Origin of the sequence: Sulfurospirillum sp. 1612 (assembly GCF_036556685.1) — a bacterium.
In the GTDB taxonomy this organism is placed as follows: domain Bacteria; phylum Campylobacterota; class Campylobacteria; order Campylobacterales; family Sulfurospirillaceae; genus JAADIZ01.
Genome location: NZ_CP140614.1, coordinates 2,066,548 through 2,091,453, shown reverse-complemented (window position 1 = coordinate 2,091,453; position 24,906 = coordinate 2,066,548). Strand labels below are relative to the sequence as shown.

The window sequence follows — 24,906 nt, the reverse complement described above, 5'->3', positions numbered from 1 at the left end:
AATGGCAAAAAAATCAATGATAGCAAAAGCTGGAAGAAAAGCGAAGTTTAGTACAAGAGCCTACACAAGATGTCAGATTTGTGGTCGTCCACACTCTGTGTATAAAGATTTTGGTATATGTAGAATTTGTCTAAGAAAAATGGCAAACGAAGGTCTGATTCCCGGACTTAAAAAAGCAAGCTGGTAAGGAATAGCAATGATTAATGATCTCTTAGCGGATGCATTGACAAGAATTAGAAATGCGTCAATGAGAAAATTAGATGTGACTCAATTGATGCATTCAAAACTTGTCGAAGCGGTCTTGGTAGTATTCCAAGATAAAGGTTATATCGAAAGTTTTAATGTTGTAGAAGAGGGTAACAAAAAATTTATAAAAGTTGTACTAAAATATGGAAATGACGCAAACAGTGTGATTTCAGAAGTGAAAAAAATCTCAAAACCAGGTAGACGAGTCTACAAAGGTAAAGACGATATTAAACTTTTCAAAAATGGTTATGGTACAATCGTGGTGAGCACCTCTAAAGGTGTACTTAGTAATGAAGACGCTCATAAAGCAGGACTTGGCGGCGAACTTCTTTGTAGTATTTGGTAAGAAGTTTTCTTTTTATGGTATTCGATATCCATTCTAAGATGTAGACTTATCGTAGACAAGTAAAAGGAAAAAAATGTCTCGTATTGGAAAACAACCAGTAACAATACCAGCAGGAATTGACGTATCTGTCAATGACAAGGTATTGGTATTTAAAAAAGGCAGTGTCACAAAAGAATTGGACACTAAAGGAAATGTTGATGTCAAAGTAGACGGTAATCATATCGTATTTGCATCTAAAAGTGATGAGAGAAAAGATCGTGCTTTTTGGGGTACCTACCGATCTCTTAGTCAAAACATCATCGTCGGTTTAACAGAAGGCTTCAAAAAGAGTCTTGAAATCAACGGTGTGGGTTATAGAGCAGCCGTCAAAGGTAATGTTCTAGAGTTGCAACTTGGTTTTTCACACCCTGTTAATTATGAATTTCCAAAAGATGTTCAAATTGCAGTAGAAAAAAATGTCGTAACAATATCAGGAACTGATAAGCAAGTTATTGGGCAAATTGCGGCTGAAATCAGAGCATTTAGACCACCAGAACCTTACAAAGGCAAAGGGGTTAAATATACAGACGAAGTTATTATCCGCAAAGCCGGTAAAACAGCTAAGAAATAGAGGTAAAAATGAGAACAAATGTACAAAAACGCAAAATTAATCTTAGATTAAAGCGTAAAAGAAGAATTAGAGCTAATATTTCTGGCACTAGCGAATTAGTTAGGGTATCGATTTACAAATCAAACCGAGCGTTGTATGCGCAAGCGATTGACGATGTAAACGCTGTGACACTAGCTAGCGTTGATGGAAATAAACTGGGTTTGAAAGCCAACAAAGAAGACGCTGCAAAACTTGCTAAAACTTTCGCAGAGACTCTCAATGCTAAAGGCTTGAGCAAAGTGGTTTTTGATAGAAACGGATATCTCTATCATGGTGTTGTGGCTGCATTCGCAGACGGCCTAAGAGAAAACGGTATTACACTGTAAATTAAGAGGAACGATATAATGGAAAAATATAATAGAGAAGAGTTTGAAGAAGTTATCGTTAATATTGGTCGTGTAACGAAAGTTGTCAAGGGTGGTAGAAGATTCCGATTTACAGCTTTAGTCGTTGTTGGTAACAAAAATGGTCTCGTAGGCTATGGTTTTGGTAAAGCCAAAGAGGTACCAAATGCGATTAAAAAAGCCGTGGATGATGCTTTCAAAAATATTATTGAAGTCAATGTAAAAGGCTCAACGATAGCACATGATATCGAAGTAAAATTCAATGCAAGTCGTATATTATTGAAGCCGGCTAGTGAAGGTACCGGAATCATCGCAGGTGGTGCAACACGTCCCGTCGTAGAACTTGCTGGTATTAAAGACATTTTGACAAAGTCATTGGGTTCAAACAATGCGTCAAATGTTGTACGAGCAACGCTTAAAGCGCTTAGCATGATAAAAAGCTAAAGGAAGGATGAGAGATGGCACTAAATAATCTAACACCGGCAGGAAATTCAACTCACAAAACAAAACGTGTGGGTCGAGGACAAGCATCCGGTATGGGAAAAACAGCGAGCAGAGGATCAAATGGTCAAAAATCTCGTACAGGTTACAGTATTAAAAGAGGATTTGAAGGGGGTCAACAACCACTTCAACGAAGACTACCAAAAGTAGGCTTCTACTCTGGTCTTGTTAAACCTTATGTAATCAATATTGAAAAGATAACAACAGTAGCTGCTTTAGAAGAGATCACTCTAGATTCACTAAGAAGCATCCACAAAATATCCAATTCTGTTAAACAAGTTAAGTTGATAGGCAAGGGTGTAGCAGAACTTGCTTCAAAAATCAAAGACGAGAATGTCCTATACAGCGGAATGAACAAGTGAAACAACTCTGTTTCAGAGAAAATAACAAAATAATTTTAATGATTTCCTCCGCTTCCGTGGATTTAGAGCTAAGGCCAAATCTGCGGGAAAGCGGAAGAGATTTAGATTGGAGACAATCCAAGCTGAAGGAGATGGCTGAATGAGTAAAGACTTAACTAAAAAAATTTTAATTACACTAGGATTCATATTTGCTTACAGAATTTTAGCTTATGTTCCAGTCCCTGGTGTCAATTTAGATGTTGTAAAAGAATTTTTTAATTCTAACAGCTCCAATGCACTGGGCATGTTCAACATGTTTAGTGGAAATGCAGCCAAACGATTGAGTATCATCTCTTTGGGAATTATGCCCTACATTACGGCATCAATCGTTATGGAACTATTAGCGGCAACCTTCCCGACTCTTGGAAAGATGAAAAAAGAGCGAGATGGTATGGTCAAATATATGCAAATCATCCGTTATGCTACGATTGCTATTACGATTGTTCAAGCCATCGGGGTCTCAATGGGACTGGGTGGATTGACAGGACGAAGTGGTGAGAGTGCGGTCATGATAGATATGACAACCTTTACTGCAATTGCGGCAGCTTCCATGTTAACAGGTACGATGTTACTGATGTGGATTGGTGAGCAAATTACGCAACGTGGTATCGGTAATGGTATCAGTTTAATCATCTTCGCAGGTATCGTCTCAGGCATTCCTCATGCAATAGGCGGCACGATTAACCTCGTCAATACCGGTGAGTTAAACTTCTTAATCGTCTTAGCCATCCTGGTGGTCATATTAGTGACGGTAGGATCGATTATTTATGTTGAGATGGGCGAGAGAAGGGTACCGATTTCGTATTCGAGAAAAGTGATGATGCAAAATCAACACAAAAGAATTATGAATTATGTGCCAATTAAAGTAAACTTAAGTGGTGTTATACCACCGATTTTTGCAAGTGCTATATTGATGTTTCCTTCAACCTTATTGCAAACAAGTACCAATCCAATAGTGTTGAGTATCAAGGACTTTTTGAGTCCAAATAGCTATGTATTTAATATTTTGACATTTTTATTTGTCATATTCTTTTCATATTTTTATGCATCGATTGTCTTTAATGCAAAAGATATATCTGAGAACCTTAAAAAACAAGGGGGCTTTATCCCTGGTGTCAGACCTGGCGTACACACAGCAGATTTTCTCAATGATGTGGCCAGTCGATTGACCTTTTGGGGCGCGATTTATCTTGGATTGATTTCAACCTTGCCATGGATCTTAGTCAAAGTAATGGGCGTGCCATTTTATTTTGGTGGAACGGCTGTATTGATTGTGGTTCAAGTGGCTTTGGATACGATGAGAAAAATAGAAGCTCAGATTTACATGAGCAAATATGAAACACTTAGTGCGGTAGGTTTGTAAGATGGCAATTAGTCTTAAAACACCTGCTCAAATCGAAAAAATGCGTGCTGCGAATAAAATCGTAGCACAAACTCTCAACTACTTATCAAAAGAACTTCGCCCAGGCATGACACTCAAAGAGATCAATGCCATGGGGGAAGATTTTATCTATTCACACGGAGCTATTCCTGCATTTAAGGGACTCTATAATTTCCCAGCAGGTGTATGTACTTCCGTGAATCAAGTCATCATTCATGGTATACCGACAGATTATAAAATCAAAGAGGGCGATATTGTCGGTCTTGATATCGGTACGAAATTGGATGGTTGGTTTGGTGATGCCGCTATGACAGTTGGGGTAGGGGAAATCTCAAAACAGGATGAAGCACTGATTGCTTGTGCAAAAGATGCGCTTTATTTTGCGATTGAGACCATAGAAGCTGGGATGCGTTTTAAAGAATTGAGCAATGAAATAGAAAAATTTATTAATGCTAGAGGATTTGTAGCTTTGCGAAGTTATTGTGGTCATGGTATCGGAAGAAAGCCTCATGAAGAGCCTGAAATTCCAAATTATCTAGAAGGGCACAATCCAAAGCAAGGCCCAAAAATCAAAAATGGTATGGTATTTTGCTTAGAGCCTATGATCTGTTTCAAAGAAGCTACGGCCAAAGTCTTAAGTGATAAGTGGTCTGTTGTTTCAACAGATGGTATGAATGGCAGTCATTATGAACACTGTGTGGCAGTGATTAATAATAAAGCAGAAATTCTTTCAGTAGAGTAGCGTTATAAGGTGGCTTGTGAAACTGATAGTTTTACAAGCCACCTTACAATACAATAAAATGTTCTTGTGTTTTTTGAGATACAAAACATAAATAGGAGGTAAGATGGCAAAAGATGATGTTATAGAGATCGATGGCAAAGTTGTAGAAGCTTTACCGAATGCAACCTTTAAGGTAGAAGTACAAAACAACCATGTGATTTTATGTCACATCGCTGGGAAAATGAGAATGCATTACATAAAAATAATGCCAGGTGATAAGGTGAAGGTAGAGTTAACCCCTTATAGTTTAGATAAAGGGCGAATCACATATAGATATAAGTAATTTATTAGTTTATTTTCTGTATAATACATACCTTTTGGATAACTGTGTGAAGAAGAATTGAAAAAACCCCACTATTTTTTCAATTGTTGGTTTAGTCAAGAGTCTCTAAACCTGTGACAGTTTACTCGAAATACAGTGGAAAATTAGACAAAGGCAAAGACATGAAAGTACGACCTTCTGTAAAGAAGATGTGCGATAAATGCAAAGTGATCAAACGAAAAGGTGTCGTGAGAGTCATTTGCGTAAATCCAAAACATAAACAGAGACAAGGATAAGCATGGCAAGAATTGCAGGTGTAGACCTTCCAAACAAGAAGAGAGTAGAGTATGCTTTAACATACATTTACGGTATCGGTTTAACAACTTCTAGATCTATATTAAATGCGACAGGTATTTCTTATGATAAACGAGCAAGTGAGTTGACTGAAGATGAAGTTGCTGCGATCAGAAATGAATTGCAACAAAACTATTCCGTTGAAGGTGACTTGAGAAAAAAAGTCGCTATGGATATTAAATCCTTGATGGACATGGGTAGCTACAGAGGTCTAAGACATAGACGAGGACTTCCTGTTAGAGGTCAAAAAACAAAAACTAATGCGCGAACAAGAAAAGGTAAGAAACGAACCGTCGGCGCAAAAGCTAAATAGAGTCTCAAAGGGAAACAGATGGCAAAAAGAAAAGTAGCTAGAAAAAAAGTTGTTAAGAAAAATATTGCAAAAGGGATAATCTTTATCTCTGCATCGTTCAATAACACTGTTGTAACTGTAACTGATGAGATGGGAAATGTTATTGCATGGAGTAGTGCTGGTAGCCTTGGTTTCAAAGGTAGCAAAAAATCAACTCCTTATGCGGCTCAACAAGCAGTTGATGACGCGCTTGCAAAAGCAAAAGAACATGGCATCAAAGAACTTGGAATTAAAGTACAAGGTCCTGGTAGCGGTCGTGAAACAGCGGTTAAGAGCGTCGGTGCATCAGAGGGTATTCGAGTGAGTTTTCTAAAAGACATTACTCCTTTACCGCACAACGGTTGTAGGCCTCCAAAAAGAAGAAGAGTTTAATTCACATTAGAATTAGGTACTTAAGATAAATAAAATATTATTTTTTTTGGTAATGCATTAAATTAGGAGAAAAGATGGCGAGATATAGAGGACCAGTTGAAAAGTTGGAAAGAAGACTAGGTGTAAGCCTGGCTCTTAAAGGTGAGCGACGCCTTGCTGGTAAAAGTGCGCTAGATAAACGACCTTATGCCCCGGGTCAACATGGTCAAAGAAGAACAAAAATTAGTGAATATGGGCTTCAATTAAGAGAGAAGCAAAAAGCAAAATTTATGTATGGTGTTTCTGAAAAACAGTTTAGAAGATTGTTCTCAGATGCAAATAAAAAAGAAGGTAATACTGGTTCAAACTTGATATTATTGATTGAGAGAAGATTAGACAATGTTGCTTACCGTATGGGTTTTGCAACAACAAGAAGATTTGCACGTCAACTCGTCACTCATGGACATGTACTTGTCAATGGAAGAAAAGTAGATATCCCATCATATACAGTAAAACCTGGCGATAAAGTAGAAGTATGCGAAAAATCTAAAAATAACCCTCAAGTTGTTCGTGCGTTAGAGTTAACTGCACAAACAGGGATTGTCCCTTGGGTTGACATAGATACAAGCAAAGTGTTTGGTATATTTACTCGTATACCGGATCGTGAAGAAGTAGTTATTCCGGTTGAAGAGAGATTAATCGTTGAGCTATACTCTAAATAATAAGTAGGTACTGTTATGAAAAGTATTAATACATCAGCACATATACCAACAGAAATAGAAGTTGAGAATATTGCTCCAAATAAGATTAAAGTGATTGCTTATCCTTTTGAATCAGGCTTTGCGGTAACGTTGGCTCATCCTCTAAGAAGACTTCTTTTTAGTTCTACTGTGGGTTATGCGCCAATTGCTGTGAAAATTGATGGTGTAACACATGAATTTGACAGTATCCGTGGAATGTTAGAAGATGTTGCACTTTTCATTATCAATCTTAAAGGTATTCGCTTCAAAATCAAAACCGATGAAAAAAGAGTAGTATTAAACTACTCTTTTTCTGGTCCTAAAGAGATTACAGGTGCAGACCTTAACAATGATGATGTTGAGATTGTAACTCCTGATAATTATTTGGCGACCTTGAATGAAGATGCGGAACTAAACTTTTCAGTTATCATAGAAAAGGGTGTCGGTTATGTTCCAAGTGAGAACATTAGAGAAGACATTGGAACGGATTATATTGCACTCGATGCATTTTTTACACCGGTATCAAAAGCAGTATATGACATAGAAAACGTATTAGTAGAAGACAATCCTAACTTTGAAAAGATTGTATTTACTATTGAAACTGATGGGCTGATTTCGCCTATAGAAGCTTTTAAAAACTCTATGGAAGCCATGTATGCACAAATGTCAGTATTCAAAGGTATCCTTGATATTGAAGTGACGACAAATGATGAAGATACAAGTGCTGGAGTTGAGCTAGGAAAGCTTTTACAAAGTATCGAAGATTTAAACCTAAGCGCTAGAAGTTTTAATTGTCTAGAGAGAGCTTCTGTGAAATACATCGGCGAATTAGCCTTGATGACTGAAGCAGAGTTAAAAAATCTAAAAAATCTTGGAAAAAAATCTCTTGAAGAGATCAAACAAGTGATGGAAGACATTGAATTTCCAGTTGGTTATGAATTTTTAGATGAAACATCTGAGAAGCTTAGAAAAAAAATCGAAGATTTAAAATCTGAAAATAATGAGGGTTAACAATGAGACATAAGCATGGATATAGAAAATTAGGTCGCACTTCTACTCATAGAGGCGCACTTTTGAAGAACCTAGCTATTGCTATCATCAAATATGAAAAAATCGAAACGACACTTCCAAAAGCTAAAGAGCTAAGAGGACATATAGAAAAATTGATTACAAGAGCTAGAAAAGGTGACTTTAATGCACATAGAGCAGTATTTGCATTGCTACAAGATAAAGAATGTACTAAAAAACTTGTAGAAGAAATTGCTCCAAAATATGAACAAAGAAACGGTGGTTATACCCGTATTATTAAAACAAGAACCAGAAGAGGCGATGCAGCCCCTATGGCATTTTTAGAACTCGTATAATCTATCTTTGGGGACCCTTTTGGGTCTCCTCCTTTTCAAATACAATCCCCAACTCCCTGTTTAGCATTAGAACTTCAGTCGTTTTTAACCAAATATATTGTAAAAATAGACCAATAGTTTTACAATAATTTTATGACTATTTAGGAGACACAATGATTCCATTTACAGATGACGAATTGTTACCAGCCGTAGAAAAATCTTTGGACAAGGTAAAACCAATGCTAGCCCTTGATGGTGGTGGATTGACACTGCTTGGTATTAAAGATGGAAAAGTCTTTGTACAATTACAAGGTGCATGTCATGGCTGTTCTTCTGCATCTCAAACACTAAAATACGGAGTGGAGCGACAACTACGAATTGACATCCATCCCGAGCTTGAAGTGATTAGTATCCCGATTGGAACAGATTTTGACATGGACAAGTTGGTTTGATTGATGAGTATGAATTTGTCCTTGGGTATCGACTATTTTTACAAGGGAGACTTTGAAAAGGCTCTTTTTTACTTTGCCTTGGCCTTACAAGAAGATCAAGATTCAGTAGCCGCTAGAGTAGGGGCTATTTTATCGGATATGGCGACACAAAGAAGACATGAAGCCGAAGCTCTATTTGAATACTTTATGTTAACAAAAGATAGCGAAAACGGGGATATTGTAGAAGAGATTGTTGATTTAGCAGATGCGAGTATCGAGTCGATTTTTGAAAAAATAGATTCCAAAGAGCTAGAACACGCCATGAATGAAGAAAACGGTATAGAATATGTTGATTTTATCAAACTTGTGGCCCAGAGAGGCAGCTTTAAAAAAGCTTTTGAAGACATTATGTTTTCAACAAAAGTGTTGATTTCAAACAAAGATGATTTTGTAGATTTTTTGGAGCAACTGATCGATAGTGGGTTTACAGAGATGTCAATCAATTATCTAGAGAGTGCTATTAGCATGTATCCAAATGATACGAAACTTATCTCCTTAGTAGAAAAAGCAATTAAATTTTGATAGTACCAGTTGATAAAAAATATGGCTTTCGTTATATTACGGATGATTCACAAGCGTGTGATGCTAGGAGTGCCTTTTTTCTCACACAATTAAATGCGCGTTATTTAAACGATGCCAAGGCGCATGGGTGCACAAATATCATCAAGGCTGAAGCAGTCTCAAAAATACTGGGCATTGAAAACATAAAAATTATTGGCATCACAGGCACCAATGGTAAGACCACCACAGCCGCAGCCCTATATTCGATTCTTTTGGATTTAGGACACAAAGTAGCACTGCAAGGAACGCGGGGTTATTTTATCAATGATGAGAGAGTCCAAGAAAAAGGCTTAACCACACCAACTATATTTGAGACGATGAAAAATATTCAAGATGCCATCAATGAGGGGTGTGAGTATTTTATCATGGAAGTGAGTTCTCATGCCATCGTTCAAAATCGCATTGATGGATTGAAATTTTCCCTTAAAATCTTCACAAATGTGACACACGATCATTTAGACTATCATAAAAGTATCGAAGAATATATCGCAGTAAAGAGTAGTTTTTTTGATGATGAAACACCAAAACTGATTAACAAAGATGATAAAAAGATACAGTATAATCCAAAAAATTGCAGGACCTATGGTGTCGAAAACCCTGCTACATACAAAACGTTGGCCTACTCTTTGGATGAGGGTATCCAGGTAGCCTTAGCGAAGATCGAAAAAGTTCATGAATGTCACTCTCCACTGCACGGATTTTTTAATTTGTATAATATATTAGCCGCGATTGGTGCTGCTGATATGCTCAATATCGCGCCACTTGATGCTATTTGTGAAGCAGTTGAAAATTTTATGGGCGTAGAAGGTCGTATGGAAGTTGTCAGTGCTGATCCGTTGATTATCGTAGATTTTGCCCACACACCAGATGGGATGGAAAAGGTCATGGACAGTCTCAAAGAGAAAAAGATTGTCGTAGTCTTTGGGGCAGGGGGAGATAGAGATCGCAATAAAAGACCAAAGATGGGGTTTATTGCATCAAAATTTGCTAAAAAAATCATGATAACAAGTGACAACCCACGCAGTGAAGACCCTGAGATGATTATTGAAGAGATCCTGATGGGCATCAAACAAAAAACCAATCTCAAAGTAGAACCCGATCGAAAAAAAGCACTCCAAGAAGCCCTAAAATGGCAAGAAAAAGATGAGGTGCTATTGATTTTGGGAAAAGGGGATGAAACGTATCAAGAGATTAAGGGGCAAAAATATCCGTTTGATGATCGGGTGATTATCAAAAATGAATTATCATCTAATAACACGCAATCAGCCGACTAAACCGTAAGAACCAGTCGATTATTAAGTAAAAAATAGATAAAATAAAGAGGTAAATAGAAATGACATTAGAGATGTTATATGGTAAAATCCATAGAGCAACGGTGAGCGATGCAAATTTAAATTATGTAGGCTCCATTACCATTGATGCTGAATTAATGCAAGCTGCAAAATTTCGTGTGGGGCAAAAAGTCGAAATCGTCAATATTAACAACGGTGAACGCTTTAGCACCTATATTATCGAAGGTGAAAAAGGCAAACGCGATATCTGTCTCAATGGCGCTGCTGCACGTAAAGCAGAACCGGGTGACAAGATTATCATCATTGCGTATGCGAGTATGAATGAAGAAGAAATAGCAACATTTAAGCCATCCATTGTATTAGTAGATGACGATAATAATATTAATGAAGTGCGAGACTATATTTAAAAAATAGGTGGGGATTGACATGTTTGAAAACATTGACTTATCAAAAATGGGTGAAATGCTGGAAATGGCGCAAGAACAGGCAAAGAAGATGGAAGAGGAAGCCAAATCCAAAGAGTTTACTGCAAAAAGTGGTGGCGGTCTGGTTAGTGTCAGCCTCAATGGAGCGGGGGAAGTCTTCGATTTGTCGATTGATGATTCATTGCTAGAGGATAAAGAATCCATGCAGATTCTGCTCATCAGTGCCATCAATGATGGAATCAAGATGGTAGAAGATGATAAAAAGTTGGCAGCATCACAGATGCTAAGTGGTATGGGGAACTTTAACAAGTAAAGGAGCCTTAATGAAATTTTTTGTGAGTCTACTTTTATTTTGGCAAGTAGTATACGGTGTCAATTTTGTCTACCCTGATTTTAAGCAGTGCTACAACCGTAATATCCACTCCGTGGTTCATTTTGGTGCGATTGAAGCCATCGCAGTGTCCAAACATTATGCGCTCTCTTATCTCAAACACAAACCCAATCGCCCCTATGTCAAACATGACCCTTTTCTTGGACTCTATTTGTTTCATAGTGCTAAAACACTCAAACCCATAGAGTTTAAAGATACTCGTAAACTTGCATTAGGCGAATGGTTGGCAAGTATTGGTCCTAACTCTTTGTATGTTGGAAATTTTGCACAAAGGGGCAGTGGTATTGATATACTATACTCATTAGGCACAACCGTAAAACCCAATGACATGATTACGTGTCTTTGTTATAAAGTGTATGGCTTAGGCGTTGGTGATGGCCGATTTATTCCTAGTGAACTCATTACCCGTTTTATCAAAGCGAAAAAAATCCACTATGGTAGTATCGGCGCCCGCTTTGAACAAATTGGAGAAGAAGTTGTAGTGACATTTGTCAACCCTTTTTATCCTGGCAATAAACTTCAAGTCGGAGATATTATCAAATCAGTAGATGGTAAAGCTATCAAGACGCTAGAACAGTTAGAACATTATATACTTTTTTCACCCACAGATAAAACAGTGACCCTAAAATTCATGCGAGAGGGTATTTTTAAGAATGAAAAATTCAAAATTCATGAACGCCAAGGTGGCGGGGTATTAAGTGATACATTTTTAGAATATAAAGGAATGTATTTTGACTCACAATTGCGAATTATCAGTATAAAAGCTAAGAGTTTTGCTGCCCAATATGGTCTTAAGGTCGGAGATCGATTATTGGAGATTGATAGACATCCTATGAAAAATCAAAATGATGTCAAAGCCTATCTTTCTCATATTCATAAAAAAGAGCTTCATTTGCTCATGGACCGCGATAATTTCCAATTTTTTGTAAAGGTGAATTTGTGAGAGTAAAAGCAGAATTTTTAGACTCTTTTGAGTCTTATCTGAGAGAAAATTTGCCTTCAGTTGAAGGATTTCATCCCCATTTTTCAAAAGCGTATCAAGAGATTATCCTAGCAGGAGGCAAACGGTTTCGACCGCTATTATTGCTCAGTGTTGTTCATACCTGCGCCCCATCATTGATGAAAAATGCCTATCCGGTAGCGCTCGGTCTTGAGATGTTGCATACCTACTCTTTGATTCATGATGATTTACCAGCGATGGATGATGCGGATTTGAGACGGGGTGAGACAACCCTTCATGTCGCTTATGATGAAGTGACGGCTATATTGGTGGGTGATGCACTCAATACTGATGCTTTTTGTCAAATCTCTCAGGCTCCCCTGAGCGCTGAAACGCGCATTGAATTGGTGCAAGCCTTAGCCCAAAATGGCGGTAGTGGGGGTATGGTTATCGGACAAGCGATTGATTGTGAATTTGAAGATAAGCGCCTTTCGCAAAAGGAACTTGAATTTTTACATACCAATAAAACCGCAAGGCTGATTGCTGCTTCATTACTTATGGGCGCTATTATTTGTGACTTGGATGCGAAAAGTCGAGACAATATTTATAGTTTTGGATTAAAATTGGGACTCTTGTTTCAAATTCAAGATGATATTATAGATGCCACTTCAAGCGCTGAAGCAGAGGGCAAACCGACAGGAAATGACGAACATAAAAACTCATTTGTGAATCTTTTAGGTCTAGAAGAAGCGATTCAATATAAAGAGGATTTTATCAAATCTTTAAATGATGAATTAAATACATTAGATAAAAAATTAGCAGATGAACTTGATCACATAGTAAAGGAATATTTTAATGGATAGTATTGATATGTTGCAAAAACAAGCAGATACGATTAGATTTTTGTGTGCCGATATGGTACAGCAAGCAAACAGTGGGCACCCGGGTGCTCCTATGGGATTGGCAGATATTGTCACGGTTTTGAGTTCACACTTAAAACACAATCCAAAAAATCCAAAATGGCTCAATCGAGACCGGTTGGTTTTTAGTGGAGGACATGCCTCTTCTTTGATTTATGCGTTTTTGCATCTTAGCGGCTATGACATTAGTTTGGATGATTTGAAAAATTTCAGACAATTAGATAGTATCACTCCGGGACATCCTGAGTATGGTATCGTCCCTGGTGTTGAAGTGACAACCGGTCCTTTAGGGCAGGGTATTGCCAATGCTGTAGGTTTCGCAATGGCTGAAAAGCTAGCACAAAATATGCTAAATGATGCCCAAACAACACTGCTAGATCACAAAGTGTATGCACTGTGTGGTGATGGTGATTTAGAAGAAGGTATCAGCTATGAAGCCTGCGCACTAGCGGGGCATTTAGGTTTGGATAATTTGGTCATGATTTATGATTGTAATGCTATTACAATCGAAGGAAGTACCGATTTGGCATGGAGTGAAGATGTCAAATTGCGCTTTGAAGCACAAGGATGGCAAGTCGCGCGTATCGATGGTAACCATTTTGAAGAGATTAATGAAGCATTAGAAAATGCGAAGAAACAGACCAAACCTTACTTGATTATTGCCCATACGGTGATTGCCAAAGGGGCGTGTGAGATGGAAGGAAGCCACAATGCTCATGGGGCTCCATTGGGTGAGGCGATTATTAAAGAAGCCAAAATAAAAGCGGGATTTGATCCTGAAAAAAGTTTTTGGATTGATGAAGATGTCAAAGCGCGATTTGGCTGCGCCATCGAAAAAGGTGATTTAGCAGAAGCCGCTTGGAATCAAACCCTCTTAAATGCAAGCGATGAACAAAAAACATTATTGCAAAATTTACAAAATCCTGATATTTCCAAAATCCAATGGCCTACATTTGAAGATGGTAGCGAGATTGCAACACGAGATAGCAATGGGAAAATCCTCAATGCTATTGCTCAAACACTGCCGGGATTTATCGGAGGAAGTGCAGATTTGGCACCTTCTAATAAAAGTGAATTAAAAGATATGGGATGTTTCCCAAAAGGAAGAAATATCCATTTTGGTATTCGTGAACACTCCATGGCTGCGATTAGCAATGCACTGAGTTTGTATGGCTTGTTTATGCCTTTTAGTGCTACTTTTTTTATCTTTAGCGATTATCTAAAACCTGCTGCTAGACTCTCCGCATTGATGGAAATCCAAAACTTCTTTGTCTGGACACACGATAGCATCGGAGTCGGTGAAGATGGACCTACTCATCAACCGATTGAACAATTGAGTCAGTTTAGGGCTTTACCAAATTTTTATGTATTTAGACCTGCCGATGCGAGTGAAAATGTTGCTTGTTGGAAAATGGCACTAGCGATGAAACACTCTCCTTCGGCTTTTGTACTATCACGACAAAAACTTACCACCCTAAAAGCGGGAAAAGTTGATTTTGGTAGTGTAGAACAGGGCGGTTATTTGGTGCGAAAACGCGATAATGCCGTAGTCACTATTATGGCAAGCGGAAGTGAATTAATGCCAGCACTTCAAGCGGGTTGTCAACTCGAATCTGTGGGGATTAATGCGAATATTGTGAGTGTTCCTTGTTTTGATATATTCTGTGAACAAGATAAAGAATACATCAATCAAGTCGTAGACCCTGCGACCAAAGTGTTGGCGGTTGAGGCTGCTCGTGGATTAGAGTGGTACCGATTTGCTGATGAGGTTCTGGGGATGGAACGTTTTGGTGCGAGTGCTCCTGCGGGCCAATTGTTTGAAAAATTTAATATCACGACTAAGGGTATTAAAGCAAAAGTATTTGAGATGTTTGATAGAGATTATGAAGAGAGCGAACCTAAGGGTTGTAAACTATCAAATTAAGATTTTATTGCGGCGTCTGATGGGCGTCGCGACACTGACATAAAGAAATAATCATGAAATTAAAAGCAGTTATATTTGACCTCGATGGTACCTTATTGGATACACTCGAGGATATTGCAATCAGTGTCAATCACGTATTGACACACTTTGGAAAAACACCGATTGCGCTTGATCGATACCGATACTTGGTAGGAGAGGGCGCTTATAAATTAATGCAAAATGTCTTGCCTGATGCTGATGATGCAAAGATAAAGGAAGCATTGAATCTTTTTGAGAAACATTATGCAACACAGTATGATAAAAATACTAAGCCTTATGAGGGTATTGGCAAATTATTGAGTTTTTTACAAGCACGAGATTGTAAAATGGCCATTTTATCCAACAAGCCCAATGCTTTTACTAAAAAATGCGCGGTTAAATACCTTCGCACATGGCATTTTGAAGCCGTTTATGGTATTCGTGAACATATTGAAAGAAAACCTGCAGCTGATGGAGTTGTGGCTATTTTAAAAGAGTTAGACCTCAAGCCTGCGGAGTGTTTGTTCGTGGGGGACACTAAGATTGATATGATGACTGCCAAAAATGCTAGAATGCAATCTATGGGCGTTTTGTGGGGCTTTCGAGATGAAGAAGAGTTACGAAGTCATGATGCGACCTATATCGCAGCATCACCCGCTGAGGCAATCAAGATAATTCAAACCATAGAACAATAAAATATTTAAAGGATAAAGCAGATGAAACAATTTATCCAAAACTTACCAAAAGCCGAGCTCCATTTGCACATCGAGGGTACTTTGGAGCCAGAACTAATGTTTAAACTTGCAAAGAAAAATCATGTTGTACTTCCCTACAACAGTATCGAAGAGGTACGACAAGCCTATCATTTTACCTCCTTGCAATCCTTTTTGGATATTTACTACAAAGGAGCAGCGGTACTTATTGAAGCATCTGATTTTTATGATTTAACTCTGGCTTATTTAAAAAAGTGTCATGAACAAAATATCGTGCATACTGAAATCTTTTTTGACCCTCAAACACATACCGATCGTGGGATTGCTTTTGAAACCGTTGTAACAGGAATTAGTGAAGCCTTAGAGGAGGCAAAACGACGCTATAATATTAGCTCTTTTTTAATCATGAGCTTTTTGAGGCACCTATCACAAGGAGCGGCTTTCGAGACGCTTGAGGCATCGCTGCCCTTTAAAGATAAAATCAAAGGGGTCGGATTGGATTCCTCAGAACTTGGCAATCCGCCATCAAAATTTAAAGAAGTATTTCAAAAAGCCAAAGAAGAAGGCTATGAACTCGTAGCTCATGCGGGAGAAGAGGGAGATAGTCGCTATATTTGGGAAGCCATTGAACTTTTGGATGTGCGTCGCATTGATCATGGAATCCGGTGTGAAGAGGATGAAAAATTGGTTGCGTATTTGCAAAAAACACAACTGCCACTGACGGTTTGCCCGCTCTCAAATGTCAAGTTAAAAGCCGTCAAAGAGATGGGCTATCATAATATTTTAAAACTTTTGCATCGGGGATTATTGGTGACGGTCAATTCTGATGATCCTGCCTACTTTGGAGGCTATCTCAACGAAAATCTCGAAGCCGTGGCGACAAGTTTACAGGCAACAAAAGAAGAGATATTGCAACTTGTTGAAAATGGATTTCGCGCCTCTTTTTTGAGTAATCATGAGATAAACAAACAAAAAGCTTACTTTGCGTCGATGAGGTCATGATAAAATGGAAAAGTTAGTCGGAAGATACACCTTTGTAGAGGAGATACTCAATGCTTCGACGCATGGGCTAGGCATCTTGCTTAGCATTGTAGGATTGAGTGTTCTGATCGCATTTGCTGCGCTCAATGGCTCGGTGATGTTGATTGTAAGTTGTGCTATCTTTGGAGCTGCTTTGATATTTGCGTATACTTTTTCGACGCTTTATCATGCGATTACTAACGAAAAAGCGAAACAGATGTTTCGTAAGTTTGATCATGCTAGTATCTATTTTCTCATAGCCGGTACCTATACGCCAATCGCATTAGTCGTATTAAAGGGCGTATGGGGATGGAGTATTTTTGGCGTGATTTGGGCGGTATCGATCTTTGGTATCGTATTGGAATTTGTGGCATTTGAGCGGTTTCGAAAGCTCTCACTTGTGTTGTATTTGTTGATGGGTTGGTTTATGGTGATTGCGACCAACCAACTCATCCATAATATGGCCTCAGGTGGTTTGTGGCTACTTTTGGCCGGGGGCTTATCCTACTCTATTGGGGTGATTTTTTATGTTTGGAAAAAACTGCCCTATAATCATGCCATCTGGCACCTGTTTGTATTAGGTGGTAGCATTTGTCACTATTTTATGGTGCTATTTTATATAGTAGAATAAACGTATCATGATAGTTATTTTGAAACATAAACCATTGCTCAAAGCACTGAGCCTTTTTATTTTGGGACTTTTTTTGCTTTTTTCTCGTATCTCAACACTGCCTATTGTGGATTCAATCAGTCATGATTATTTTATTCAATCGATAGAAAAAGCAGGTATTGCTTATGCGACGTGTCGGGTTGTCAATGCCTCGGTATCGGTGGTAAAAGAGTCTAATCTCCAACTTGAACCAGCAGGAGTGGGAATCTCTTTGGCTGTGGGGCAAGTGTTGGGACCGGTTTATGATATGGTTGAAAAACTCTCTGATATTTTAGTTTTGGCGATTGTCTCATTGGGAGTGCAGCAATTAATCTATGAAATTGGAGTGCATGTAACACCGGGAATCTTGGGGGTTTTGTTTATCATGATATCTATCATGATGCTAGCTCACAATCAGACACTCAAGCGTTTTAATACGCTACTGTTGCAACTCTCATTTTTGGTTTTGATATTAAGACTCACGATGCCACTCTCTTCGATTGCCAATAGTTTTATATATCATCAATACTTTGAAAATCATATCGCAACAGCACGGAAAAATTTAGAACTCAATACGCTTCAAACGGATACGATGCAAAAGGTCACCCTCCCACAAACAGAAGGGCTCTTTAGTACGTTTCGCACTACGTCTGCGTTTATTAGTGAAAAAACCGATGCCTTCAAAGAGATTTTTATCAATACGGTACAAAATGCGGGAAATATTATTGACAATCTTCTGACGCTTAGTTTTTTATATATGGGAATATTTTTTATTCAAGTAATTTTTTTACCGATATTGTCATTTTGGCTCATCTTTAAAACCATACGTATTTTAAATCATAGAGATTACTAAACAAAGAAAAAGTAATATTTTGATAAAATAATTGTAAAAATCAAAATAAGGTAGGAAAAATGTTGCTATTAACGCCCGGCCCGACTCCTGTGCCTGAGGCTATCAGAGTTGCTATGAGTGAACCTACGATCCATCATAGGACACCCGAATTTGAAGAAATATTTGCTAAAACTAGAGAATTACTGAAAAAATTTTTTGATATGCCCGAAGTTTTGATGCTCGCAAGCAGTGGTACTGGTGCGATGGAAGCTTCGGTTTTAAATCTGTGCCAGAAAAAAGCTTTGGTGATTAATGCTGGAAAATTTGGTGAGCGGTTTGGTAAGATATGTGACGCATATCAGATTCCATACCAGGAATTAAAATATGATTGGGATACACCATCGTCTGTGGATGATGTTGAAAAAGCCTTGAAAAACGATTCCGATATTGATACGATTTGCGTACAAGTGTGTGAGAGTGCAGGGGGATTAAGACATCCTGTGGAAGCCATTGCAAAATTAGCCAAAGCGCACAATCCAGAGATTTCCATCATTGCTGATGGCATCACCGCCGTAGGCGTAGAGAAGATTGACACCACAAATATTGATGCCCTTGTATCAGGAAGCCAAAAAGCTTTTATGTTGCCACCGGGTCTTGCCATGATTGGGTTGAGTGCTCATGCCATGACAAAAATTCAAGCGGCTTCACGAGGGTTTTATTTTAATCTAGCCACTGAGTTGAAAAACCAACAAAAAAATACCACCGCATGGACGGCTCCAACGACGCTTGTGATTGGTTTGAAAGCCATCTTGGAATCCATCGATGAAGATGGCATTAAGCAGTTGTATGCTGATACAGCAGCGCGTGCTAAAGCCACAAGAGAAGCATTGAAAACTCTGGGTTTGAAGATTTATCCAAAAGTGCCTGCCAACTCTATGAGTGCGGTCTTAGATGACGATGCGGCAACCATCAGAAAGATTTTAAAACAAAAATATCATGTTAATATCGCCGGGGGACAAGAGCACATCAAAACGACGCTCTTTCGTATCAACCACATGGGGATATTTGAGGGTTATGAGATTCCATGGACACTCAATGCCATTGAGTTGGCTTTGGATGAATTAGGAAGAAGGCCTTATGATGGAAGCGCCAACAGAGTTTTCTGTGAAACACTTTATAAGTAGATATGATGATATACGAACACGAAATACCAATAGGCAGTAAATTGTATTTTGGCAGCAGTGCCAAATTAAAAAGAGATATTGAGAGCGTCGCGAGTGAGATGTTTATCAAAAATGGGTTTGAAGAGATTGTGACACCATTTTTGTCGTACCACCAACATGGTAATATTGCAGAAGAAGAGTTGATTCGATTTTCAGATGGTAATAATCACATTCTTTCTCTTCGCGCAGATAGTACGATGGATGTCGTACGATTGATGAGCAAGAGACTTGGGAGAAGTGTCAACCAAGACAAATGGTTTTATATCCAACCGGTTTTCAAATTTCCAAGTCAAGAAATCAACCAAATTGGAGCAGAGTATGTGGGTATTAATGACCTCTCCTTTGGGATTGAAATCAGCAGTGCACTTTTTCGACATTTTTCCATGAGTCCACTATTGCAACTTTGTAATATCACGATACCGCGTGAAATCGCAAAAGAGTTTCATTTGGATATCGGTCTTTTTGAACGCGGTGAGATTGAAAAACTTTTAGCTTTTAATATTCCTTGGTTGAATAAGCTGGTGAAAGCGCAAAGTTTAGCTCAAATTGAAGAAGTGATTACGATTGCTCCAAAAAATATTGCCGATGAATTATTGAAAATGAAAAAGTTACAAGAGGGCATTAGTTATGAGAAGATTGTCTTCTCACCACTTTTTTATGCAAGAATGCGATATTATGATGGACTTTTCTTTCGGTTTATTGACAAAAACTTAAGGTTGGGCTTGGGTGGAAATTATGAGTGTGAAGGCTCAAAATCTTCAGGGTTTGCGTTATATACAGACGCTATAATAGATACAATGATAAAAATTAGGAAATGATAAAATGAAAAGTGATTTGATAGTAGGGATTCAATGGGGAGATGAAGGCAAGGGCAAAATCGTCGATTTGCTGGCTCAAGATTATGATGTCGTTTGTAGGTATCAAGGCGGACACAATGCTGGACATACCATCGTCGTAGATGACAAAAAATTGGCATTACACCTGATTCCATCAGGAGTACTCAATCAAAATGCTATCAATATCATAGGAAATGGTGTGGTGATTTCACCTAAAGATTTGATTGAAGAGATGAAACCTTTTGGTGATTTGAGTGATAGACTTTTTATTAGCGATAAAGCGCATATGATTCTAAGACACCATATTTTAATCGATCAAGCGAGAGAAAAATTACGAGGTAAAAAAGCAATCGGTACGACCGGTCGTGGTATTGGACCGGCTTATGGTAACAAAATCGAGCGGGTAGGACATCGCATTGGCGAACTCAAAGATACGGAAAAATTAGCAAAAAGCCTCATCGAATATTTTGATATTAATCACGTATTATTTGAAGCACTCGGGATTGAAACAGCAAATTATGATGATTTGAAAAAAGAGTTGGATGCTTATGCCAAGGTATTGGTCCCGATGATTGCAGACACAACCTCTATGGTATGGAATGCACTGGATGAGAACAAAAAAGTATTGTTAGAAGGCGCACAAGGTACACTTTTAGATATTGACCATGGTACCTATCCTTTTGTGACCAGTTCTTCTACTGTCAGTGCCGGAGCTTGTATTGGTTTGGGATTGAATCCAAAAGATATCGGCAATGTCACGGGTATTGTCAAAGCGTATTGTACGCGCGTGGGAAATGGTCCTTTCCCGACTGAGGATTTTACACAAGATGGCAAAGACCTCGGTGAAAAAGGTAAAGAATTTGGTGTGACCACAGGACGGGCACGACGTTGTGGCTGGTTTGATGCCGTAGCGTGTCGTTATGCGAGTCGTCTCAATGGTTGTGATGAGTTGGCATTCATGAAACTAGATGTTTTGGATGGCTTTCCAAAAATCAAAGTTTGTGTGGCTTATGAGATTGATGGCAAACGTGTTGAAACCTTGCCACAATCATTAGAAAATGTCACGCCTATTTATGAAGAATATGATGGTTGGGACCGGGTACAAGGTATCACCAAATATGAAGATTTGCCAGAAAATGCTAAGAAATATGTTAAAAGAATCGAAGAGCTGACTCAGACAAAAATTGGTCTGATTTCAACTGGCCCAGATCGAAAAGAAACGATTTTTGTATAGATCATGATATGAAATCGGCATTTTCTAAAATATCTAAGATTAAAAAACAGAAATTAAATACAATAGAAAATGAGATTATGCGTATCCAACTGGACATCATGCGACTAGAACAAGCTATCAAAGAGATTTATGAGCATATCAAAAAACTCGAGATGCCAAGTCGCGGTTCGGTGGTTTTGTTAAATTTTTATCAAGAAAAACGACAATTATTAAACAAGCAAAAACATGAGTTAGACCAGCGATTAGAAGCAAAAAGAGAGAGGCTTACAGAGAAGCAAACAGCGTATAAAGATGCTCAAATTGATTTTGAAAAAATTAAATATTTAGAAGACCAAGAGCTCATGAGCAAGATAAAAAAAATCAAAAAAGATGAACAAAAAGAGCTAGACGAAATGGCAAATATACTCCAATACAAAAGGTGAAAATTTGAAAATAATATTTTTGATCATGACACTGCTTGCTGCCTCTTTTGCACAGAGTGTGGATTGTACGCAAATCTTTGAAAGCCGAAAAGGTGAACTATTAAGAGAGGTCGAGAAGATTGATGATGCCCGACAATCTTTTGAAGCACTCAAAGCCGCCACCAATGCACTTTTTGATAAACAAAGAGCCAGCATAGAAGCGGATAGAAAAGCCTTAGTGCAAAAAGAAGCGGACCTTAATGCAACCCAACAAAATATCAAAGCATTAATAGCAAAAAACCAAAAAATTTTGGATGAAATCAAAGGCATCAAAGAGAGTAAAATCAGTCAAACATATACCAAGATGAAAGATTCAGCTGCGGCGGCCATATTAGATAGTCTCACGACAGAAGAAGCCTCCCGTATCCTTTTTACGCTTCAAGCCAAAAAGATTTCTAAAATTTTGGCAAAAATGAATCCTCTAAACGCATCTAAAGTGACGATACGATTGAGTGAAGGACCTCCGTTTCAAAAATCAACACAAAAACAGATTCCAGCACAAAATACTAAGAGTCCTTGATGGATTTGATTCACATTGTGACGTTTACGGGTGCGATTTTTGTCTTTATGGCCACACCCGGTCCGGGCACGCTTGCGGTGGTATCGCGCTCCTTAGGGTCGGGATTTAAGCATGCTATCATGATGGCCTCAGGTATGGTCTTAGGGGATATCATTTTCCTGCTCTTATCGATGTTGGGTTTGGGGATGATTGCCAGTACATTTGGGACGCTTTTTGAGATGATTAAAATCATCGGCGGACTCTATTTAATCTACCTTGGGTATAAAATAATACGCACAAAAACATTGCACGGATTGAGCGCTTCAAAGCAAAAAGTGAGTTATAAGGGGGATTTTATCTCTGGATTATTCATCACCCTTGGCAACCCTAAAGTCATCGTTTTTTATGTCGGATTTTTGCCGACTTTTATCAATATGTCCGCGATGACTTATCAAGATATTGCTATTGTAGCGGGTCTTGTTTTGGGCGTACTCTCTTCTATCTTAGTAACCTATGCGTACTTTGCTTCCAAAGCCAAAGAGGCAATCAAAAAGCCAAAAGCGCAAAATATCATGAACAAAACAGCCGGCTCCATGATGCTTCTAATCGGTAGTTTACTCATCATCAAACGATAGCAACAGCGCTTGCAATCCTAAAACTTTTTCGTGACACTTTTTTGGTATAAACAGATATTTACCTTAGATTGGATAAAATAGTTCAAAATCTAATAATAAGGTTGGTTGATGAAAGTCAGATTACCTCACGCTCCCTACATCGCTAATAAAATAGCAATAGACTTAATAAATTGTGGTTTTGTTACCTTGCTTCATGGGGTTGAGCCAATAGCAAAAATCGCTCAAAATTTGATCGAAGAAGATATAAAAAAAGAGATGGCTTTAGAGACCAAAGTCGATGAAATACTTGATGCCAATGATGATGAGATAGAGTTTAGACAAGTAGATAGAAGAAGCATGTTTTGGTTAGTCAAAAAGAAATTGGCGAAAGAATATGACTTTGTACTCTCTTATGAAGACCGATTTAACAATATTGCACATCTGGTTTTGGAACAATCATGGAAAGATGGATTGATTGATTATGCAGTCTCTGAAAATCGTGTCAAAAATGTCATTTACACGGCTATTGAACAGTATTTGGAAAATTTTGAAGGCATTGAGGATATTGTAGCAGAACAAATTGATAACTATAAAAGAAAATTAATACCCGGTTCTGCGGAGTATGATTTGGTATTTGAAAAACTTTACGAAGAAGAGTTAAAAAGAAGAGGCATGTTGTTATGAAATTGAAGCCAATTTGGATCTATTTAGAAAATGGTATTTTTTTGGAAGCAAAGAGTTTTGGAAGTGATGGTACGCGCGTCGGTGAAATAGTTTTTAATACCTCGATGAGTGGTTATGAAGAGATTATGAGTGACCCAAGTTATGCGGGTCAATTTGTCGTTTTTACGATGCCAGAAATCGGCATTGTTGGAATCAACAAAGATGACATGGAGAGCGATCGTGTACATGCTAGTGGCATGATTGTGCGCAATTTTAATGAATATTACTCCAATTTTAGAGCCGAAGACTCCATTGATCATTTACTAATCGACAATAATGCTATCGGTATTTGCGATATTGATACCCGCTATCTTACAACCAATATCCGAGATCATGGTTCAAAGATGATGATTGCATCGACTGAAATTTCCAATAAAGAAGAATTAAAAGAGATTCTCCACTCTTTTCCAAGAATCGAAGAGGTGAATTTCATCAAAGAAGTCAGCACCAAAGAGCCTTACATTCACAAAAGTGGATCATGGGATGGTACCCAATTTAAATATCATGATGCACCAAAAGGCGCGAAGAAAAAAGTCGTCGTTTTGGATTATGGTGTGAAGCGGAATATTCTCAATGAACTGTGCATGGCAGGATTAGAAGTAGAAGTCGTGCCTCATGATAGTGATATAGAGGTATTGATACAACGATATAGAAAAGGCGAAATCAATGCACTGTTTCTCTCCAATGGGCCTGGAGATCCGATGTTTTATAAAGAAGAAGTTGCAAAAATTAAGACATTAATTGAAGCAAAAGTACCAATGTTTGCAATTTGTTTGGGGCATCAACTCTTAAGTATTGCTCATGGCTATCCGACCTATAAGTTATTGTTTGGACAACATGGCGGCAATCATCCTGTGAGATATGAGCGAAATCGCGTGGTTGAAATCACAGCACAAAATCACAACTATAATGTTCCTGCTTCGATTTGTGAAATTGCTGAGGTTACCCATAAAAATTTATTTGATAATACTATCGAAGGCGTGGCATATAAAAATGAACCAATCTTTTCGGTACAGCACCACCCTGAAGCGAGCCCAGGGCCACACGATAGTAAATATATCTTTAAAGAATTTGCACAAAAAATTTAAA

Annotated in this window: 35 protein-coding genes; all 35 read left to right on the top strand. The window is 38.2% G+C overall.

Annotation, left to right across the window (positions count from 1 at the left end; genetic code table 11):
* The first annotated feature begins 1 nt into the window (after position 1).
* The 35 genes from SFB89_RS10535 (at position 2) to carA (ending at position 24,905) form a co-directional block, all read left to right on the top strand.
* Positions 2 to 187 (top strand): type Z 30S ribosomal protein S14, encoded by a 186-nt coding sequence (locus tag SFB89_RS10535; RefSeq protein ID WP_331774648.1) that lies wholly within the window; start codon positions 2 to 4, stop codon positions 185 to 187.
* A gap of 9 nt (positions 188 to 196) precedes the next feature.
* The gene (gene rpsH, locus SFB89_RS10530) at positions 197 to 592 is read left to right on the top strand and encodes a 30S ribosomal protein S8 (protein ID WP_331774647.1); all 396 of its coding nucleotides are present in this window, start codon (positions 197 to 199) and stop codon (positions 590 to 592) included.
* A gap of 73 nt (positions 593 to 665) precedes the next feature.
* On the top strand, positions 666 to 1,202 hold the full coding sequence (rplF, locus tag SFB89_RS10525; RefSeq protein WP_331774646.1) for a 50S ribosomal protein L6: 537 nt from the start codon (positions 666 to 668) through the stop codon (positions 1,200 to 1,202).
* 8 nt (positions 1,203 to 1,210) lie between these two features.
* Positions 1,211 to 1,567, top strand: coding sequence for a 50S ribosomal protein L18 (gene rplR / locus SFB89_RS10520; RefSeq protein ID WP_331774645.1), 357 nt, complete (start codon positions 1,211 to 1,213; stop codon positions 1,565 to 1,567).
* Between the two features lie 18 nt (positions 1,568 to 1,585).
* Positions 1,586 to 2,029: a 30S ribosomal protein S5 gene (gene rpsE / locus SFB89_RS10515; RefSeq protein WP_331774644.1), complete on the top strand. Its 444-nt coding sequence runs from the start codon at positions 1,586 to 1,588 to the stop codon at positions 2,027 to 2,029.
* 14 nt (positions 2,030 to 2,043) lie between these two features.
* Positions 2,044 to 2,448, top strand: a complete 405-nt coding sequence (gene rplO, locus SFB89_RS10510; RefSeq protein ID WP_331774643.1) for a 50S ribosomal protein L15 — start codon at positions 2,044 to 2,046, stop codon at positions 2,446 to 2,448.
* A gap of 139 nt (positions 2,449 to 2,587) precedes the next feature.
* Positions 2,588 to 3,850 (top strand): preprotein translocase subunit SecY, encoded by a 1,263-nt coding sequence (gene secY / locus SFB89_RS10505; RefSeq protein WP_331774642.1) that lies wholly within the window; start codon positions 2,588 to 2,590, stop codon positions 3,848 to 3,850.
* A 1-nt stretch (position 3,851) separates the two neighbouring features.
* Positions 3,852 to 4,610: a type I methionyl aminopeptidase gene (gene map / locus SFB89_RS10500; RefSeq protein WP_331774641.1), complete on the top strand. Its 759-nt coding sequence runs from the start codon at positions 3,852 to 3,854 to the stop codon at positions 4,608 to 4,610.
* Between the two features lie 103 nt (positions 4,611 to 4,713).
* Positions 4,714 to 4,932, top strand: coding sequence for a translation initiation factor IF-1 (infA, locus tag SFB89_RS10495; RefSeq protein ID WP_331774640.1), 219 nt, complete (start codon positions 4,714 to 4,716; stop codon positions 4,930 to 4,932).
* 161 nt (positions 4,933 to 5,093) lie between these two features.
* Positions 5,094 to 5,207, top strand: coding sequence for a 50S ribosomal protein L36 (gene rpmJ / locus SFB89_RS10490; RefSeq protein ID WP_331774639.1), 114 nt, complete (start codon positions 5,094 to 5,096; stop codon positions 5,205 to 5,207).
* 2 nt (positions 5,208 to 5,209) lie between these two features.
* Positions 5,210 to 5,578: a 30S ribosomal protein S13 gene (gene rpsM / locus SFB89_RS10485; protein ID WP_331774638.1), complete on the top strand. Its 369-nt coding sequence runs from the start codon at positions 5,210 to 5,212 to the stop codon at positions 5,576 to 5,578.
* Between the two features lie 18 nt (positions 5,579 to 5,596).
* Positions 5,597 to 5,989 (top strand): 30S ribosomal protein S11, encoded by a 393-nt coding sequence (gene rpsK, locus SFB89_RS10480; protein ID WP_331774637.1) that lies wholly within the window; start codon positions 5,597 to 5,599, stop codon positions 5,987 to 5,989.
* A 74-nt stretch (positions 5,990 to 6,063) separates the two neighbouring features.
* Complete coding sequence (rpsD, locus tag SFB89_RS10475) at positions 6,064 to 6,690, top strand: 30S ribosomal protein S4 (RefSeq protein ID WP_331774636.1); 627 nt, start codon at positions 6,064 to 6,066, stop codon at positions 6,688 to 6,690.
* Positions 6,691 to 6,705: 15 nt separating this feature from the next.
* Entirely contained in the window at positions 6,706 to 7,719 is a 1,014-nt protein-coding gene (locus SFB89_RS10470; RefSeq protein WP_331774635.1) for a DNA-directed RNA polymerase subunit alpha, read from the top strand.
* Between the two features lie 2 nt (positions 7,720 to 7,721).
* A complete protein-coding gene (gene rplQ, locus SFB89_RS10465) occupies positions 7,722 to 8,072 on the top strand; it encodes a 50S ribosomal protein L17 (protein WP_331774634.1) in 351 nt (116 codons plus the stop codon).
* Between the two features lie 152 nt (positions 8,073 to 8,224).
* Entirely contained in the window at positions 8,225 to 8,503 is a 279-nt protein-coding gene (locus SFB89_RS10460; RefSeq protein ID WP_331774633.1) for a NifU family protein, read from the top strand.
* Positions 8,504 to 8,506: 3 nt separating this feature from the next.
* Complete coding sequence (locus SFB89_RS10455; protein ID WP_331774632.1) at positions 8,507 to 9,064, top strand: tetratricopeptide repeat protein; 558 nt, start codon at positions 8,507 to 8,509, stop codon at positions 9,062 to 9,064.
* Complete coding sequence (locus SFB89_RS10450) at positions 9,061 to 10,377, top strand: UDP-N-acetylmuramoyl-L-alanyl-D-glutamate--2,6-diaminopimelate ligase (RefSeq protein WP_331774631.1); 1,317 nt, start codon at positions 9,061 to 9,063, stop codon at positions 10,375 to 10,377. The genes SFB89_RS10455 and SFB89_RS10450 overlap by 4 nt, the downstream gene beginning before the upstream one ends.
* Positions 10,378 to 10,436: 59 nt before the next feature.
* Complete coding sequence (gene panD, locus SFB89_RS10445; protein ID WP_331774630.1) at positions 10,437 to 10,802, top strand: aspartate 1-decarboxylase; 366 nt, start codon at positions 10,437 to 10,439, stop codon at positions 10,800 to 10,802.
* A gap of 19 nt (positions 10,803 to 10,821) precedes the next feature.
* Positions 10,822 to 11,133, top strand: coding sequence for a YbaB/EbfC family nucleoid-associated protein (locus tag SFB89_RS10440; RefSeq protein ID WP_331774629.1), 312 nt, complete (start codon positions 10,822 to 10,824; stop codon positions 11,131 to 11,133).
* A gap of 10 nt (positions 11,134 to 11,143) precedes the next feature.
* The gene (locus tag SFB89_RS10435; protein WP_331774628.1) at positions 11,144 to 12,154 is read left to right on the top strand and encodes a DUF7488 domain-containing protein; all 1,011 of its coding nucleotides are present in this window, start codon (positions 11,144 to 11,146) and stop codon (positions 12,152 to 12,154) included.
* A complete protein-coding gene (locus tag SFB89_RS10430) occupies positions 12,151 to 13,014 on the top strand; it encodes a polyprenyl synthetase family protein (protein WP_331774627.1) in 864 nt (287 codons plus the stop codon). Before SFB89_RS10435 ends, SFB89_RS10430 begins: the two co-directional genes overlap by 4 nt.
* 7 nt (positions 13,015 to 13,021) lie before the next feature.
* On the top strand, positions 13,022 to 14,995 hold the full coding sequence (gene tkt, locus SFB89_RS10425) for a transketolase (protein ID WP_331776082.1): 1,974 nt from the start codon (positions 13,022 to 13,024) through the stop codon (positions 14,993 to 14,995).
* Positions 14,996 to 15,048: 53 nt separating this feature from the next.
* Positions 15,049 to 15,708 carry an HAD family hydrolase gene (locus SFB89_RS10420; protein WP_331774626.1) on the top strand — a complete coding sequence of 220 codons (660 nt, stop codon included), beginning with the start codon at positions 15,049 to 15,051 and terminating at the stop codon, positions 15,706 to 15,708.
* A 21-nt stretch (positions 15,709 to 15,729) separates the two neighbouring features.
* On the top strand, positions 15,730 to 16,728 hold the full coding sequence (locus SFB89_RS10415; protein WP_331774625.1) for an adenosine deaminase: 999 nt from the start codon (positions 15,730 to 15,732) through the stop codon (positions 16,726 to 16,728).
* A 4-nt stretch (positions 16,729 to 16,732) separates the two neighbouring features.
* Complete coding sequence (gene trhA, locus SFB89_RS10410) at positions 16,733 to 17,377, top strand: PAQR family membrane homeostasis protein TrhA (RefSeq protein WP_331774624.1); 645 nt, start codon at positions 16,733 to 16,735, stop codon at positions 17,375 to 17,377.
* Between the two features lie 7 nt (positions 17,378 to 17,384).
* Positions 17,385 to 18,248 (top strand): hypothetical protein, encoded by an 864-nt coding sequence (locus tag SFB89_RS10405; protein ID WP_331774623.1) that lies wholly within the window; start codon positions 17,385 to 17,387, stop codon positions 18,246 to 18,248.
* Positions 18,249 to 18,307: 59 nt separating this feature from the next.
* Entirely contained in the window at positions 18,308 to 19,411 is a 1,104-nt protein-coding gene (locus SFB89_RS10400) for a pyridoxal-phosphate-dependent aminotransferase family protein (RefSeq protein WP_331774622.1), read from the top strand.
* Positions 19,412 to 19,416: 5 nt separating this feature from the next.
* Positions 19,417 to 20,268, top strand: coding sequence for an ATP phosphoribosyltransferase regulatory subunit (locus SFB89_RS10395; RefSeq protein ID WP_331774621.1), 852 nt, complete (start codon positions 19,417 to 19,419; stop codon positions 20,266 to 20,268).
* A gap of 4 nt (positions 20,269 to 20,272) precedes the next feature.
* Entirely contained in the window at positions 20,273 to 21,520 is a 1,248-nt protein-coding gene (locus tag SFB89_RS10390; RefSeq protein WP_331774620.1) for an adenylosuccinate synthase, read from the top strand.
* A gap of 8 nt (positions 21,521 to 21,528) precedes the next feature.
* The gene (locus SFB89_RS10385; RefSeq protein ID WP_331774619.1) at positions 21,529 to 21,942 is read left to right on the top strand and encodes a flagellar FliJ family protein; all 414 of its coding nucleotides are present in this window, start codon (positions 21,529 to 21,531) and stop codon (positions 21,940 to 21,942) included.
* Between the two features lie 4 nt (positions 21,943 to 21,946).
* Positions 21,947 to 22,501 carry a MotE family protein gene (locus tag SFB89_RS10380; RefSeq protein WP_331774618.1) on the top strand — a complete coding sequence of 185 codons (555 nt, stop codon included), beginning with the start codon at positions 21,947 to 21,949 and terminating at the stop codon, positions 22,499 to 22,501.
* Positions 22,501 to 23,115, top strand: a complete 615-nt coding sequence (locus SFB89_RS10375; RefSeq protein ID WP_331774617.1) for a LysE family translocator — start codon at positions 22,501 to 22,503, stop codon at positions 23,113 to 23,115. Before SFB89_RS10380 ends, SFB89_RS10375 begins: the two co-directional genes overlap by 1 nt.
* Positions 23,116 to 23,223: 108 nt before the next feature.
* Positions 23,224 to 23,778, top strand: coding sequence for a DUF507 family protein (locus SFB89_RS10370; protein WP_331774616.1), 555 nt, complete (start codon positions 23,224 to 23,226; stop codon positions 23,776 to 23,778).
* Positions 23,775 to 24,905: a glutamine-hydrolyzing carbamoyl-phosphate synthase small subunit gene (gene carA / locus SFB89_RS10365; protein ID WP_331774615.1), complete on the top strand. Its 1,131-nt coding sequence runs from the start codon at positions 23,775 to 23,777 to the stop codon at positions 24,903 to 24,905. The genes SFB89_RS10370 and carA overlap by 4 nt, the downstream gene beginning before the upstream one ends.
* Position 24,906: the final 1 nt, after the last annotated feature.

Bases quoted from the DNA above. Each gene is read 5' to 3' on its own strand.
- SFB89_RS10535 (WP_331774648.1), top strand. From the start codon at position 2: ATGGCAAAAAAATCAATGATAGCAAAAGCTGGAAGAAAAGCGAAGTTT.
- rpsH (WP_331774647.1), top strand. From the start codon at position 197: ATGATTAATGATCTCTTAGCGGATGCATTGACAAGAATTAGAAATGCG.
- rplF (WP_331774646.1), top strand. From the start codon at position 666: ATGTCTCGTATTGGAAAACAACCAGTAACAATACCAGCAGGAATTGAC.
- rplR (WP_331774645.1), top strand. From the start codon at position 1,211: ATGAGAACAAATGTACAAAAACGCAAAATTAATCTTAGATTAAAGCGT.
- rpsE (WP_331774644.1), top strand. From the start codon at position 1,586: ATGGAAAAATATAATAGAGAAGAGTTTGAAGAAGTTATCGTTAATATT.
- rplO (WP_331774643.1), top strand. From the start codon at position 2,044: ATGGCACTAAATAATCTAACACCGGCAGGAAATTCAACTCACAAAACA.
- secY (WP_331774642.1), top strand. From the start codon at position 2,588: ATGAGTAAAGACTTAACTAAAAAAATTTTAATTACACTAGGATTCATA.
- map (WP_331774641.1), top strand. From the start codon at position 3,852: ATGGCAATTAGTCTTAAAACACCTGCTCAAATCGAAAAAATGCGTGCT.
- infA (WP_331774640.1), top strand. From the start codon at position 4,714: ATGGCAAAAGATGATGTTATAGAGATCGATGGCAAAGTTGTAGAAGCT.
- rpmJ (WP_331774639.1), top strand. From the start codon at position 5,094: ATGAAAGTACGACCTTCTGTAAAGAAGATGTGCGATAAATGCAAAGTG.
- rpsM (WP_331774638.1), top strand. From the start codon at position 5,210: ATGGCAAGAATTGCAGGTGTAGACCTTCCAAACAAGAAGAGAGTAGAG.
- rpsK (WP_331774637.1), top strand. From the start codon at position 5,597: ATGGCAAAAAGAAAAGTAGCTAGAAAAAAAGTTGTTAAGAAAAATATT.
- rpsD (WP_331774636.1), top strand. From the start codon at position 6,064: ATGGCGAGATATAGAGGACCAGTTGAAAAGTTGGAAAGAAGACTAGGT.
- SFB89_RS10470 (WP_331774635.1), top strand. From the start codon at position 6,706: ATGAAAAGTATTAATACATCAGCACATATACCAACAGAAATAGAAGTT.
- rplQ (WP_331774634.1), top strand. From the start codon at position 7,722: ATGAGACATAAGCATGGATATAGAAAATTAGGTCGCACTTCTACTCAT.
- SFB89_RS10460 (WP_331774633.1), top strand. From the start codon at position 8,225: ATGATTCCATTTACAGATGACGAATTGTTACCAGCCGTAGAAAAATCT.
- SFB89_RS10455 (WP_331774632.1), top strand. From the start codon at position 8,507: ATGAGTATGAATTTGTCCTTGGGTATCGACTATTTTTACAAGGGAGAC.
- panD (WP_331774630.1), top strand. From the start codon at position 10,437: ATGACATTAGAGATGTTATATGGTAAAATCCATAGAGCAACGGTGAGC.
- SFB89_RS10440 (WP_331774629.1), top strand. From the start codon at position 10,822: ATGTTTGAAAACATTGACTTATCAAAAATGGGTGAAATGCTGGAAATG.
- SFB89_RS10435 (WP_331774628.1), top strand. From the start codon at position 11,144: ATGAAATTTTTTGTGAGTCTACTTTTATTTTGGCAAGTAGTATACGGT.
- tkt (WP_331776082.1), top strand. From the start codon at position 13,022: ATGTTGCAAAAACAAGCAGATACGATTAGATTTTTGTGTGCCGATATG.
- SFB89_RS10420 (WP_331774626.1), top strand. From the start codon at position 15,049: ATGAAATTAAAAGCAGTTATATTTGACCTCGATGGTACCTTATTGGAT.
- SFB89_RS10415 (WP_331774625.1), top strand. From the start codon at position 15,730: ATGAAACAATTTATCCAAAACTTACCAAAAGCCGAGCTCCATTTGCAC.
- trhA (WP_331774624.1), top strand. From the start codon at position 16,733: ATGGAAAAGTTAGTCGGAAGATACACCTTTGTAGAGGAGATACTCAAT.
- SFB89_RS10405 (WP_331774623.1), top strand. From the start codon at position 17,385: ATGATAGTTATTTTGAAACATAAACCATTGCTCAAAGCACTGAGCCTT.
- SFB89_RS10400 (WP_331774622.1), top strand. From the start codon at position 18,308: ATGTTGCTATTAACGCCCGGCCCGACTCCTGTGCCTGAGGCTATCAGA.
- SFB89_RS10395 (WP_331774621.1), top strand. From the start codon at position 19,417: ATGATATACGAACACGAAATACCAATAGGCAGTAAATTGTATTTTGGC.
- SFB89_RS10390 (WP_331774620.1), top strand. From the start codon at position 20,273: ATGAAAAGTGATTTGATAGTAGGGATTCAATGGGGAGATGAAGGCAAG.
- SFB89_RS10385 (WP_331774619.1), top strand. From the start codon at position 21,529: ATGAAATCGGCATTTTCTAAAATATCTAAGATTAAAAAACAGAAATTA.
- SFB89_RS10375 (WP_331774617.1), top strand. From the start codon at position 22,501: ATGGATTTGATTCACATTGTGACGTTTACGGGTGCGATTTTTGTCTTT.
- SFB89_RS10370 (WP_331774616.1), top strand. From the start codon at position 23,224: ATGAAAGTCAGATTACCTCACGCTCCCTACATCGCTAATAAAATAGCA.
- carA (WP_331774615.1), top strand. From the start codon at position 23,775: ATGAAATTGAAGCCAATTTGGATCTATTTAGAAAATGGTATTTTTTTG.